Raw genomic sequence first — 12,450 nt, 5'->3', positions numbered from 1 at the left:
CCGGATGATCCGGTGACCCGTCCGGCCCCGCCACCCCCGTGGCGGGGCCGGACTTCTTTCCGCACACCGAGCCTCATCACGCACAAATGAGCGACGGGTTTTTGTTATGGTCACCGGCCGGGCCGCATCTCCCAGGTGTGCGTGAAGCCAGAACAGGACTCCGGAAGAGTGAGCACGGCATGGGCCAGGACCGCGAACGGGCGTTGATCGAGGCGGCGCGGGCCGGGGACCCCGGCGCCAGGGACCAGCTCGTCACGTCCTGTCTGCCGCTGCTCTACAACGTCGTCGGGCGTGCGCTCAACGGCCACGCGGACGTGGACGACGTGGTGCAGGAGACGGTCCTGCGGATGCTGCGGGCGCTGCCCGGCCTGCGCGATCCGGCGAGCTTCCGCTCCTGGCTGGTGGCCATCGCGATGAACGAGATACGCGGGCACTGGCGGGACCGGCAGACCGCCGCGATACCCGTGGAGCCCCTGGCCGGCGGGCAGGACAGGGTCGATCCGGGCGCCGACTTCGTGGACGTGACCATTCTCCGGCTCGGCCTGTCCGGGCAGCGCCGCCAGGTCGCCGAGGCGACCCGCTGGGTGGACGAGGACGACCGGGCGCTGCTGTCGCTGTGGTGGCTGGAGGCGGCCGGCGAGCTGAGCCGGGCCGAGGTGGCCGCCGCGCTGCACCTCTCCCCCGAGCACACGGCGGTCCGGGTGCAGCGGATGAAGGCCCAGCTGGACACCGCGCGGGTGGTGGTGGGCGCGCTGGGCGCGCGGCCCCGGTGCGTGCTGCTCGACGACATGCTGGCCGGGTGGGACGGGGCTCCGTCGCCGCTGTGGCGCAAGCGCATCGCCCGGCACGCCCGCGGCTGCACCGTCTGCTCGGGGTTCGGTACGGGTCTGGTGCCGGCCGAGGGGCTGCTGGTGGGGCTGGCGCTGGTGCCGCTCGCGGGCGTGGCCGCCGCCGGCCGGTCGCCGCGCCTGACGGAGACCGGCGCCGCCACGCCCCTGGCCGCGTCCGCCCGGCCGGGCCGGGCCGCGCTGCGCCGGACGCAGGCCCGGCGCCGGCGGCGCAACGCCGTGGTGGCGTCGGTCCTGGCGGTGGGCGTGCTGGGCGCCGGGGGCGCGGCCGTGCATCTGTCGACGGGCGACGACGGGGACGCGGAGGTGTCCGTGGCCGCCGCCCCCGAGTCCTCCGCCCCGGCCGCGACCTCGGCGACCGCCGAGGCGTCCGCCACGGCGGTGCCCTCCCCCTCCGCCTCGCCGTCCGCCCGCGCGAGCGCGAGCCCGAGCGCCACGAAGGCGGAGCCGAAGGCGTCACCGAAGAAGTCCGCCCCCGCGAGCAGGCGCCCCTCGGCGACGGCGTCCGCCCCGGCGAACCGGCCGCCGGCCCCGGACCGCTCCTCGCCCGGCCCCGCATCGGAGGCGGAGCAGGTCCTGGCCCTGGTCAACACCGAACGGGCCAGGGAGGGCTGTGGCCCGGTCACCGGCAACGCGCAGCTGACGACCGCCGCGCAGCGGCACTCCGAGGACATGGCCGCGCGGGACTACTTCTCGCACACCTCGCAGGACGGTTCGGGTCCGGGCGACCGGATCACCGCGACCGGGTACCGGTGGAGCACCTACGGGGAGAACATAGCCAAGGGCCAGCGCACACCCGCCGCCGTGATGGACTCCTGGATGAACAGCCCCGGCCACCGCGCGAACATCCTGAACTGCTCGTTCAAGGAACTGGGCGTGGGTGTGGAGGACAGCCCCGGCGGCATCGTGTGGACCCAGGACTTCGGCACGGGCCGGTGACGCGCGGACGGGCCCCCGGGTTCCCGGATCGCCGACGCCGAGAGCGGATTCGCGAGCGGTGAACGCCCCTGGTCCGCCGGGGCGGCCGCGCCTAGCGTGCCTGGCATGACCAACAGGGGACACGCGTGGGTGCTGGGAGCGACGGGACAGATGGGGCGCGCCGCGGTGCGCGCGCTCGCGGCGGACGGCTGGAAGGTGACGGCGGCGTCGCGCGGCGGGGGCCGCGTCGAGGGGTGGGACGGCGGGGTGCGGACGGTCGCCCTGGACCGTGACGAGGAGGGCGCGCTCGCGGCGGCGCTCGGTCCGGGCTGCGATGTGCTGGTGGACCTGGTGGCGTACGGGAGGCCGCACGCCCGGCAGCTGACCGGCCTCGCGGACCGGATCGGATCGGCGGTGGTCGTGTCCAGCGGGGCGGTGTACGCGGACGAGCGGGGCCGCAGTTTCGATACGCAGGGCGAGCCGGACGGGGCGCCCCGCTATCCGCTGCCGATCCCGGAGTCGCTGAGCACGGTGGAGCCGGGCGACGACACCTATGCGACGCGCAAGATCCGCCTGGAGCGCGATCTGCTCGCGGCCGGTGACACCCTCCCGGTCACGCTGCTGCGGGCGGGCGCGGTGCACGGACCGCATTGCCGCACCCCGCGCGAGCTGTACTTCGTCAAGCGGGCGCTGGACGGCCGGCCCCGGCGGGTGCTGGCGTACGGTGGGGCCTCGCGCTTCCATCCGCTGCACACGTCGAACGCGGCCGAGCTGATCCGGCTGGCCGCCGCCCGGCCCGGCTCGCGCGTGCTGAACGCCGCCGATCCGCAGGCGCCGACGGTCGCGGAGATCGGGGAGGCGGTGGACGCGGTGCTGGGCCGGTCCACGGAGACGGTGCTGGTCGCGGGCGCCCCGCCCGCGGAGGGCGTCGGCGCGACGCCCTGGAGCGCGCCGCACTCCATCGTCTACGACATGTCGGCCGCCGCACGGGAACTCGGCTACCGCCCGGTGACGGACTACGCCGACTCGCTGCCGGAGACCGTCGACTGGCTGGCCTCCCGCCTGTCGGACCGCGCCTGGCAGGACGCTTTCCCGGCGATGCTGCGCACGTACGGCACGGTGCTGTTCGACTACGAGGCGGAGGACGCCTGGCTGGCGGAACACGACCGCAGGCCGTGACCGGGCCGGGCGCCGCGGGCGCGGGCGACACGCCCGGTGGGTGCGATGGGATTTCTCGCTCGATCGGCGTAGGCGTTCCCTCGTGCGAGCGACGGGCCGATTTGCGTTCCGTTGATGCGCGCCGGGCGGCTTCCCTCGCGACAGCGCTGGTACGGGCACGGCCGCGGACGGGCGCGGGAGCGCGGGGAGGGGGGCCGCCCACCTGAACGGTCGATTCGGGGCGATATTCACATATGGCTGTTTCACCTCGGAAATCGGGCACGAGGTGCGTCAAGATCCCTGGGACGACAAGCCCCCGCCACCGCGGCGGGGCGGTCCGGGCGGACGCCGAGTCCTGCCGCCGTCCGGATGCCTGGTCGACAGGAGTGGATCGGCAGGAGTGGAGGACCCGAGCATCACGGGACCGCCGGAGCACACCGGTTGTCCCTCGGGGTGAAGCCGCCGCGCGCGGCCGGGCGACTTCGCCAGCCCGAACCCGACAGGCCATCCTTCACAGGCGGCTGACGAAGGGTTGCGCATGAGTGCGCAGGTTCATGTCCCGTCCCTGCTCGCCCGGGCCACCACGGCCTCGGTCATGACTCTCGCCGCGGTCGGCGGCACGCTGCTGGTCCCCGGTGCCGCCTCCGAGGCGCAGGCGGCCGGCCACGCCGCGAAGGCGCTGAAGGTCGCCGCGTCGAAGAAGGGAGCGCCCTACCGGTGGGGCGCGACCGGGCCCAACAGCTTCGACTGTTCCGGGCTGACGCTCTATTCGTTCGAGAAGGCCGGCAAGAAGCTCCCCCGCACGGCCCAGCAGCAGTACAACCGCACCAGGCACATCACGGCGTCCGAGCGGCAGCGGGGCGACCTGGTCTTCTTCCATTCCGGGCGCAGCGTCTACCACGTGGGCATCTACGCCGGGAGCGGGAAGATCTGGCACTCGCCGAAGACCGGGGCCGTGGTCCGGCTGGAGAAGATCTGGACCCGGAGCGTGTACTACGGGCGGGTCGCCTGACGGGGGCCCGCGGGCCGGGCGCGTACGGCGTCGGGGCCGGCCGGGGCGTGCCACGGCAGCGTCACCCAGACGGTCTTGCCGCCGTCGTCGGTGGGGGTGACCGTCACCCGGCCGCCGTACTCCTTGGCCAGCGCGCGGACGATGACCATGCCGCGTCCGTTGTCCTGCTGGACGGCGGCGGGCAGCCGCTGGGGCCTGCGGGGGTGACTGTCCGTCACCCCGAGGCTCAGCAGTTCCTCGCGCTCCAGCAGCAGGTCGACGGTGAAGGTCGGGGACTGCCCGAAGGTGTGCAGCACGGCGTTGGTGGCCAGTTCCGAGAGGATGAGGCGGAGCGCGTCGGCGGCCTCCGCGTCCTCGGGCAGGCCCCAGTCCGTGAGTACGCGGGCCACGTACCGGCGGGCCGCGGAGACCGATACCGGCTCGCTCGGCAGAGTGACACGTGCTTCCTGATGGTCTGCCATGGCGAGCCGTCCCTTTCCCACCCGGTACCGGTCCGGCGAGCGGACCGGTTGTGCTTCGCGCCAGATTGCCACCGATGCTGCCCTCCGTGGTGGCGATCCACCAAGATATGCATATATCTGTAACTCAAACCGGTGAACTCTCCCCGCCCGTCCCCGCGCGGGCGCGACACTGTCCCCTCGTCAGACAGCGGGAGGGAGCGTCCAGATGCAGCACGGTCCAGCGGTTCGGCGCCGCAAGCTCGGGGAGGAGCTGCGGAGTCTGCGGCACGCGTCGGGGCTCACGAGCCGGGAGGCCGCGCACCTGCTCGGCTGGCACCAGTCGAAGGTGAGCAGGATCGAGACAGGTGTCAGCGGGGTGCGGCCGGATGACGTGATCCGGCTGCTGGACGCGTACGGGATGGACGATCCCCAGCTGCGCGAGGTGCTGGGCGCGCTGGCCGGTTCGGCGGGCGGGGGCGGCGCCGGCTGGTGGCACGCGTACCGGGGTCTCATCCCGCCGCAGTACCGCGACTTCATCAGTCTGGAGTCGCAGGCGCGCACCGCCCGCACGCTGGAGACCACGGTGGTTCCGGGCCTGCTCCAGACCGCCGACTACGCCCGCGCGGTGACCCGGGCCTCCCTGGACGGGCTGCCGTCCGGCCAGCTGGACTCGCTGGTCGAGGTGCGGCTGACCCGGCAGGGGGTGCTGAGCAGCGACCCGCCGCTGCGGCTGAGCGCGGTGCTCGACGAGGCGGTGCTGCGCCGGGAGGTGGGTGGCCGAAGAGTGATGCGCCAGCAGCTGCGCCATCTCGCCCGGGTGGCCCAACTGCCCCATGTGGAACTCCAGTTACTTCCGTTCGCGGTCGGCGGCTATGTCAGCCTCACCAGCCCTTTCGTTATTTTCTCCTTTCCGACCGCTTCTGACCTTGACGTGGTCGTTCTTGACCACTTGACGAGTAGCCTCTATCTGGAACGGAAAGAAGACCTTGCGGCGTACAGCGCGGCCTTCCGCACCCTTCAGGCCCACGCGCTGTCGCCGGAGCACACGCTGGACCTGATCGCCGCGATCGACCGCGACGATCGGTGACCCCCCACCGCCCGGAGGAACCGTCATGTCCGATCGCCCCGCACAGCAAGCGTTACGGTGGCGGCGCAGCAGCCGCAGCACGGGTATGAACAACTGCGTGGAGACCGCCCCGTTCGAGGACGGGCGGCTGCTCGCCGTACGCGACTCCAAGGATGTGTCGCTCACCCCGCTGGAGTTCTCCCCCACGGCCTGGACGTCCTTCGTCTCCGGTCTGCGGCGCTGAGGCGCCCGCCGCCCCGGACCCGCGGCCCGGTCCGCCGGCTCAGCTCGCCGGGGCGGTCCGCCGCACCGTCGCCACCGCCTGCCCGATCTGCTCGTCCGTCAGGTCGGCGCGGGCGGTGAGCCGCAGCCGCGAGATGCCGTCCGGGACCGAAGGCGGCCGGAAGCAGCCGACCGCCAGCCCCGCCGTCCGGCAGTCGGCGGCCCAGCGGACCGCCGCGTCCGGCGACGGCGCCCGCACCGAGACCACCGCCGCGTCGGGGCGCACCGCGGTCAGCCCGGCCGCCGTCAGCCCCTCGTACAGCGCGGTGGCGACCGTACGGGCCCGCAGCGCGCGTTCCGGTTCGCGGCGCAGCAGCCGCAGCGCGCCCAGCGCCGCGCCCACCGCCGCCGGGGCGAGCCCGGTGTCGAAGATGAACGTCCGCGCGGTGTTGACGAGGTGGTCGATGACGCGGGCCGGGCCGAGGACCGCGCCGCCCTGGCTGCCCAGCGACTTGGACAGGGTGAGCGTCGCGACGACTCCCCCGCCGCCCGCGATCCCCGCCGCGTCGAGCGCTCCGCGTCCGCCCTCGCCGAGCACCCCGAGACCGTGCGCGTCGTCCACCAGGAGCGCCGCGTTCTCCGCCCGGCAGACGGCGGCCAGCGCGGCGAGCGGCGCGGCGTCGCCGTCCACGGAGAAGACCGAGTCGGTGACGGCCAGCCGCCGGCCCTCGTGCCCGCACAGCGACTTGCGGACGGCCTCCGGGTCGGCGTGCGGGACGACGACGGTCGCCGCCCGCGAGAGCCGGCAGCCGTCCACGATGGAGGCGTGGTTGCCCGCGTCCGAGGCGATGAGGCCGTCGCGCCCGGTGAGCGCGGTGAGGGCCGCGAGGTTGGCGGCGTAACCGGAGGAGAGCACGAGGGCCGCCTCGAATCCGCAGAACGCGGCGAGTTCGCGTTCGAGTTCCGCGTGAAGGGCGGTCGAGCCCGTCACGAGGCGGGAGCCGGTCGATCCGCCGCCCCAGCGCAGGGCCGCGTCCGCCGCCGCCGCGGTCACCTCGGGGTGCCGGGTCAGGCCGAGGTAGTCGTTGCTCGCGAGGTCCAGCGGCCCGGTGCCGGCGCTCCGGGGCCGCAGCCTGCGGACCAGCCCCGCGTCCGCGCGACGGCGCGCCTCGTCGTCGATCCAGTCGAACGGGGTGGCGGGCATGGAGTGACCCCTCTTGTAGGCAGCCCACAGACCCTAACCGGGGTCACACCGGGGCACGGTGTGGTGATGCACACACCCCGCGTGAGCTCCGTTGTCCGGTTCCTCCTTGGCTCGGGGCGGTGCGGTGCGTCAGGATCGACGCCATGGACCTCCTGAACACGCTGGTGGACAAGGGGCTGCGGCGCGAGCTGCCGACCCGTGAAGAAGCGCTCGCCGTACTGGCGACCCCGGACGACGAACTGCTCGATGTGGTGGCGGCGGCCGGCAGGGTGCGCCGTCAGTGGTTCGGGCGGCGGGTGAAGCTGAACTATCTGGTCAATCTGAAATCGGGGCTCTGTCCCGAGGACTGCTCGTACTGCTCGCAGCGGCTCGGCTCCAAGGCCGAGATCCTCAAGTACACCTGGCTCAAGCCCGAGGACGCCTCGAAGGCGGCGGCGGCCGGGGTGGCGGGCGGCGCCAAGCGCGTCTGCCTGGTGGCCAGCGGCCGGGGCCCCACCGACCGGGACGTGGACCGGGTCTCGAAGACCATCGAGGCCATCAAGGACCAGAACGAGGGCGTCGAGGTGTGCGCCTGCCTGGGGCTGCTCTCGCAGGGGCAGGCCGAGCGGCTGCGTTCGGCGGGCGCCGACGCGTACAACCACAACCTCAACACGTCCGAGGGGACGTACGGGGAGATCACGACCACCCACACCTACGCGGACCGGGTGGACACGGTGCACCAGGCGCAGGCCGCCGGGCTCTCCGCGTGCTCGGGGCTGATCGCGGGCATGGGCGAGAGCGACGAGGACCTCGTCGATGTGGTCTTCTCGCTGCGCGAGCTGGACCCGGACTCGGTGCCGGTCAACTTCCTGATCCCGTTCGAGGGGACGCCGCTCGCCAAGGAGTGGAACCTGACGCCGCAGCGCTGTCTGCGCATCCTGGCGATGGTCCGGTTCGTCTGCCCCGACGTGGAGGTACGGCTCGCGGGCGGGCGCGAGGTCCATCTGCGCTCGATGCAGCCGCTCGCCCTGCACCTGGTGAACTCGATCTTCCTCGGCGACTATCTGACCAGCGAGGGCCAGGCCGGTCAGGCCGACCTGGACATGATCGCGGACGCCGGTTTCGAGGTGGAAGGGACGGGTACGACGACGCTCCCCGGGCACCGCGCGAACCCGGCGGCCGGCTGCGGCTCGCACGCGGGCGGCTGCGGCTCGGAGCCGGAGAGCTGCGGTACGCACACCGGGAGCGGCTGCGGGCCGTGCGGCGAAACCGCGGACGGTCCGGAGGCCGAGGTCGCGTCCGCCGCTGCCGCCGCCGCCGAGCCGACGGAGACTCCGGTTCCGGGCGCCCGTACGGATCTGGTGGCGGTACGCCGCCGCGGCGCGGGGACGGATCTCGCCCCCAATGCCTGAGCCGCTCTCCCCCGCCGTGCTCCGGGACCTGGACCGGGCGCACGTCTGGCATCCGTACGGGCCCATGCCGGGCCGGCAGGAGCCGCTGGTCGTGGAGTCCGCGTCCGGGGTCCGGCTGCGGCTCGCCGAACCCGCCCACGGCCACGACGAGTTGGTGGACGGCATGTCCTCCTGGTGGTCGGCCGTGCACGGCTACAACCACCCGGTGCTCAACGAGGCGGCGCGCGGTCAGCTGGACCGGATGAGCCATGTGATGTTCGGCGGGCTCACGCACGAGCCCGCCGTCCGGCTCGCGGCCCGGCTGGTGGAGATCACCCCGGAGCCGCTGCGCCACGTCTTCCTCTCCGATTCCGGTTCGGTGTCGGTCGAGGTCGCCGTGAAGATGTGCCTCCAGTACTGGCGCTCGGCCGGGCAGCCCGCCAAGCAGCGGCTGCTGACCTGGCGCGGCGGCTACCACGGCGACACCTGGCAGCCCATGTCGGTGTGCGACCCGGAGGGCGGGATGCACGAGCTGTGGTCGGGCGCCCTGCCCCGCCAGGTCTTCGCCGACGAGCCGCCCGCCGGCTACGACGCCGAGCCCGACCCCGCGTACGCGGCGCATCTGCGCGAACTGATCGAGCGGCACGCCGGCGAACTGGCCGCCGTGATCGTGGAACCGGTCGTGCAGGGGGCGGGCGGCATGCGCTTCCACTCCCCCGGCTATCTGCGGGTGCTGCGCGAGGCGTGCGACGCGTACGGGGTCCTGCTCGTGTTCGACGAGATCGCCACCGGCTTCGGCCGTACGGGACAGCTGTTCGCGGCCGACCACGCCGGGGTCTCCCCGGATGTGATGTGCGTGGGCAAGGCGCTGACCGGCGGCTACCTCACGATGGCGGCGACGCTGTGCACGAGCGAGGTCGCCGACGGGATCTCGCGCGGCGAGGTGCCCGTGCTCGCTCACGGACCGACGTTCATGGGCAACCCGCTCGCCTCGGCGGTGGCCTGCGCCTCCATCGACCTGCTGCTCGGCCAGGACTGGCGGCAGGAGGTGAAACGCGTGGAGGCGGGCCTGCGCGCGGGCCTGGCGGCGGCGCGCGAGCTGCCCGGCGTCCGCGATGTGCGGGTGCTCGGCGCCATCGGCGTGGTCCAGCTGGACCATGAGGTGGACATGGCGGCGGCGACCTCGGCGGCGGTCCGGGAAGGGGTGTGGCTGCGGCCGTTCCGCGACCTCGTCTACACCATGCCGCCGTACGTGACGGGGGACGACGACGTGGCACGGATCTGCCGCGCGGTGTGCGCGGCGGCACGGGAGGGCTGAGGCATGCGCGTTCTGGTGGTGACCGGGACCGGCACGGAGATCGGCAAGACGATCGTGACGGCGGCCGTGGCGGCCGCCGCCGCGCCCCGCCGCGTCGCCGTCCTCAAACCGGCCCAGACCGGCCTGGAGCCGGGCGAACCCGGAGACGCGGCCGAGGTGGCGCGGCTCGCGGGCGGTCATGTGACCGCGGTCGAACTGGCCCGGTTCCCGGAACCGTTGGCGCCCGCGACGGCGGCCAGGCGCGCCGGGATGCGACCGGTGCGCCCGTACGAGATCGCGGAGGCGGTGGAGAAGCTGGCCACCGAGCACGACCTGGTCCTCGTGGAGGGCGCGGGCGGGCTGCTCGTACGGTTCGACGACGAGGGCGCGACCCTGGCGGACGCGGCCCGGCTGCTGGAGGCGCCGGTCCTGGTGGTCGCCCCGGCCGGGCTGGGCACGCTCAACTCCACGGCCCTGACGGCGGAGGCGCTGCGGGCGCGCGGGCTGAGCTGTCCGGGCGTGGTCATCGGCAGCATGCCGGCCGCGCCCGATCTGGCGGCGCGCTGCAATGTGACGGACCTGCCGGTGGCGGCGGGCGCGCCGCTGCTCGGCGTGGTGCCGGAGGGCGCGGGGTCGCTCGCGCCCGGGGAGTTCCGCGCGCGGGCGGCGGACTGGCTGGCCCGGCCGCTGGGCGGCCGCCGGCCGTAGGGCCTTCGCCGGGACCGGCCGGGTGGGGCGGTCGTCGCGGGTCGCCGCACGTCGCCGCACGTCGTCGCCGAAATATTCGGTACCCCGGCCTCCCGCTGGTCGAACACGTGGTCATAATTCCTGCTCAGGTAGCCGAAGTCACCGTAGGCGGCCACGTTCTGGTGCCACTGTGCGCCAACCGACCAGATCCCGCGACGACTCATGGAGTGACATTGAGTGCGACGACGTTCCGTTCCCGTATCACCGCCCGGCTCGGACGCGGCTACCTGGCGCGCATCCAGAAGCACGGACTCGGCTCCTCCACCATGCGGCTGCTGCCCGACCAGCTGCTGATGCCGTTGCGCAGGGACGGGCTGGACCCGGTGCGGCGGCTCGCGCACGCCCGGGCGAGCGCGCCGGTGCGCAGGGTGGCCCTGCCGTTCGGCATGGACGCCTGGGTGGTCACGGGGTACGAGGAGTCGAAGGCGGTGCTCGGCCGCGCCGAGGGGTTCAGCACCGACTTCGCCCATCTGGCGGGCAACGCGGGCATAGTCGCCGAGCACAGCCCCGGTGGTCTCGGCTTCAGCGACCCGCCGGTGCACACCCGGCTGCGCCGCATCCTGACCCCGGAGTTCACCATGCGCCGGCTGCGCCGGCTGACGCCCAGGATCGACGCCATCGTCGCGGAGCGGCTCGACGCCATGGCCGCGGCGCCGGGGCCGGTGGACCTGGTGCACTCCTTCGCGCTGCCCGTGCCGTCGCTGACGATCTGCGAGCTGCTCGGGGTGCCCTACGAGGACCGCGACGACTTCCAGAAGCTGGCCATGGACCGCTTCGACCTGTTCGCCGGGACGACCGCGCCGTTCGGCGCGATGTCCGCGTCGCTCGACTACTTCCGGGGCGTCGTCCGGGCGCAGCGGCGCGACCCCGGCGACGGGCTGCTGGGGATGATCGTGCGGGAGCACGGCGACAGCGTGGACGACGAGGAGCTGGCGGGCCTGGCCGACGGGGTGCTCACCGGTGGGTTCGAGACGACGGCCAGCACGATCGCGCTGGGCGCGCTGGTGCTGCTGCGCAATCCGGAGGTGGCGGCGCGGCTGCGGACGGACGACGGGCTCGCGGGCCCCTTCGTGGAGGAGGTGCTGCGCTATCTCTCGGCCGTGCAGATGGCTTTTCCCCGGTTCGCCCGCGAGGACATCGAGATCGCCGGGGTGACGATCCCGCGCGGCGACATGGTGCTGTGCTCGCTGAGCGGCGCCAACCGCGATCCGGCGTACGTCACGGACGACGGGCGGTTCGACGTGGACCGGGTCACCCCGGCCGGGCACCTGGCCTTCGGCTACGGCATCCACCGCTGCATCGGCGCGGAGCTGGCCCGGATGGAGCTGCGTGCCGCCTTCCCGGCGCTGGTCGGGCACTTTCCGGCCATGCGGCTCGCGGTCCCGCCGCAGGATCTGGCGTTCCGCAAGCTGTCGATCGTGTACGGCATCGACGGCCTGCCCGTCCACCTGCGCTGAACCGCCCGTACGCACCGGCCGGCGCCCGAACGTGCGCCCCGGCCCGCACCAGCCCGTACACCTCGGCCCGCACCGGCCCGTACGCCCGGCCGGTCGGGAATCCGCTCGCTCGACGGTGCGCTTCTCTGATTGGCTCCGGCCATGAACGATCTCGCCGTACGGCCCGCCGCCCTGCCCGACATCGATGCCGTCCTGCGGTTCTGGCGCACGTCCGCCGAGGGGACGAGCGTCAGCGACGACCACGACGGGGTGGCCCGGCTGGTCGCCCGCGACGCCGGGGCGCTGCTGCTCGCGGAACGGGACGGCACGCTGGTCGGGACCGTGATCGCCGGGTTCGACGGCTGGCGGTGCTCCCTGTACCGGCTGGCCGTGCATCCGGACCACCGCCGCCGGGGCATCGCGACCGCGCTGCTGGACGCGGCGGAGCGGCACTTCGCCGAGGTGGGCGGGCGGCGGGTGGACGCCATGGTCCTGGAGCGGAACGAGCGCGCGCACCACACCTGGGGGGCGGCCGGATACCGGCGGCAGGACCAGTGGCGTCGGTGGGTGAAGCCGCTCCGGGAGGGAACAGGGGCGGAGTGACCACGTCCGCACGGCACTTTGCCGATCCTTTACTATAGGGATTCAGCCCCGCCCCTCCGACGAAAGGTGTGAGCGTCCGCCCATGGGCGAGCCTCCCAGTTGCCGAAGCCGCCGAGATCGCGCGGTCCG

At 73.8% G+C, this 12,450-nt stretch carries 12 protein-coding genes; 10 read left to right on the top strand and 2 right to left on the bottom strand.

Annotated features, from left to right (window positions below; all coding sequences use genetic code 11):
- Positions 1–179 precede the first annotated feature (179 nt).
- The 3 genes from DNK56_RS15595 to DNK56_RS15585 all read left to right on the top strand — a co-directional run bounded on the left by DNK56_RS15595 (position 180) and on the right by DNK56_RS15585 (position 3,936).
- Complete coding sequence (locus DNK56_RS15595; protein WP_111334429.1) at positions 180–1,787, top strand: sigma-70 family RNA polymerase sigma factor; 1,608 nt, start codon at positions 180–182, stop codon at positions 1,785–1,787.
- 105 nt (positions 1,788–1,892) lie between these two features.
- The gene (locus DNK56_RS15590) at positions 1,893–2,945 is read left to right on the top strand and encodes an NAD-dependent epimerase/dehydratase family protein (protein ID WP_111334427.1); all 1,053 of its coding nucleotides are present in this window, start codon (positions 1,893–1,895) and stop codon (positions 2,943–2,945) included.
- A 517-nt stretch (positions 2,946–3,462) separates the two neighbouring features.
- Entirely contained in the window at positions 3,463–3,936 is a 474-nt protein-coding gene (locus DNK56_RS15585) for a C40 family peptidase (protein ID WP_111334425.1), read from the top strand.
- Here DNK56_RS15585 and DNK56_RS15580 read toward each other — a convergent pair.
- Positions 3,918–4,397 carry an ATP-binding protein gene (locus DNK56_RS15580; RefSeq protein WP_111334423.1) on the bottom strand — a complete coding sequence of 160 codons (480 nt, stop codon included), beginning with the start codon at positions 4,395–4,397 and terminating at the stop codon, positions 3,918–3,920. The two genes, DNK56_RS15585 and DNK56_RS15580, sit on opposite strands and share 19 nt — an antisense overlap.
- Before the next feature lie 205 nt (positions 4,398–4,602).
- Between DNK56_RS15580 and DNK56_RS15575 the strand changes: the two genes are divergently transcribed.
- Together DNK56_RS15575 and DNK56_RS15570 are read left to right on the top strand one after the other, a co-directional pair.
- Positions 4,603–5,463, top strand: coding sequence for a helix-turn-helix domain-containing protein (locus DNK56_RS15575; protein WP_111334421.1), 861 nt, complete (start codon positions 4,603–4,605; stop codon positions 5,461–5,463).
- Between the two features lie 25 nt (positions 5,464–5,488).
- Positions 5,489–5,686, top strand: coding sequence for a DUF397 domain-containing protein (locus tag DNK56_RS15570; protein WP_111334419.1), 198 nt, complete (start codon positions 5,489–5,491; stop codon positions 5,684–5,686).
- A 39-nt stretch (positions 5,687–5,725) separates the two neighbouring features.
- On the opposite strand, the gene DNK56_RS15565 is transcribed toward DNK56_RS15570, so the two are convergent.
- Positions 5,726–6,868 (bottom strand): 8-amino-7-oxononanoate synthase, encoded by a 1,143-nt coding sequence (locus DNK56_RS15565; protein WP_111334417.1) that lies wholly within the window; start codon positions 6,866–6,868, stop codon positions 5,726–5,728.
- Between the two features lie 143 nt (positions 6,869–7,011).
- Between DNK56_RS15565 and bioB the strand changes: the two genes are divergently transcribed.
- The 5 genes from bioB to DNK56_RS15540 all read left to right on the top strand — a co-directional run bounded on the left by bioB (position 7,012) and on the right by DNK56_RS15540 (position 12,321).
- Positions 7,012–8,259: a biotin synthase BioB gene (bioB, locus tag DNK56_RS15560; RefSeq protein WP_111334415.1), complete on the top strand. Its 1,248-nt coding sequence runs from the start codon at positions 7,012–7,014 to the stop codon at positions 8,257–8,259.
- Positions 8,252–9,556: an adenosylmethionine--8-amino-7-oxononanoate transaminase gene (locus DNK56_RS15555; RefSeq protein WP_111334413.1), complete on the top strand. Its 1,305-nt coding sequence runs from the start codon at positions 8,252–8,254 to the stop codon at positions 9,554–9,556. Before bioB ends, DNK56_RS15555 begins: the two co-directional genes overlap by 8 nt.
- A gap of 3 nt (positions 9,557–9,559) precedes the next feature.
- Complete coding sequence (gene bioD, locus DNK56_RS15550) at positions 9,560–10,243, top strand: dethiobiotin synthase (protein WP_111334411.1); 684 nt, start codon at positions 9,560–9,562, stop codon at positions 10,241–10,243.
- Between the two features lie 212 nt (positions 10,244–10,455).
- Positions 10,456–11,739 (top strand): cytochrome P450, encoded by a 1,284-nt coding sequence (locus tag DNK56_RS15545; protein ID WP_111334409.1) that lies wholly within the window; start codon positions 10,456–10,458, stop codon positions 11,737–11,739.
- Between the two features lie 141 nt (positions 11,740–11,880).
- A complete protein-coding gene (locus DNK56_RS15540) occupies positions 11,881–12,321 on the top strand; it encodes a GNAT family N-acetyltransferase (protein WP_111334407.1) in 441 nt (146 codons plus the stop codon).
- Positions 12,322–12,450 lie beyond the last annotated feature (129 nt).

The sequence above is a fragment of the Streptomyces sp. AC1-42W genome, from assembly GCF_003248355.1.
GTDB lineage: Bacteria > Actinomycetota > Actinomycetes > Streptomycetales > Streptomycetaceae > Streptomyces.
This window is presented reverse-complemented; position numbering and strand designations above follow the sequence as displayed.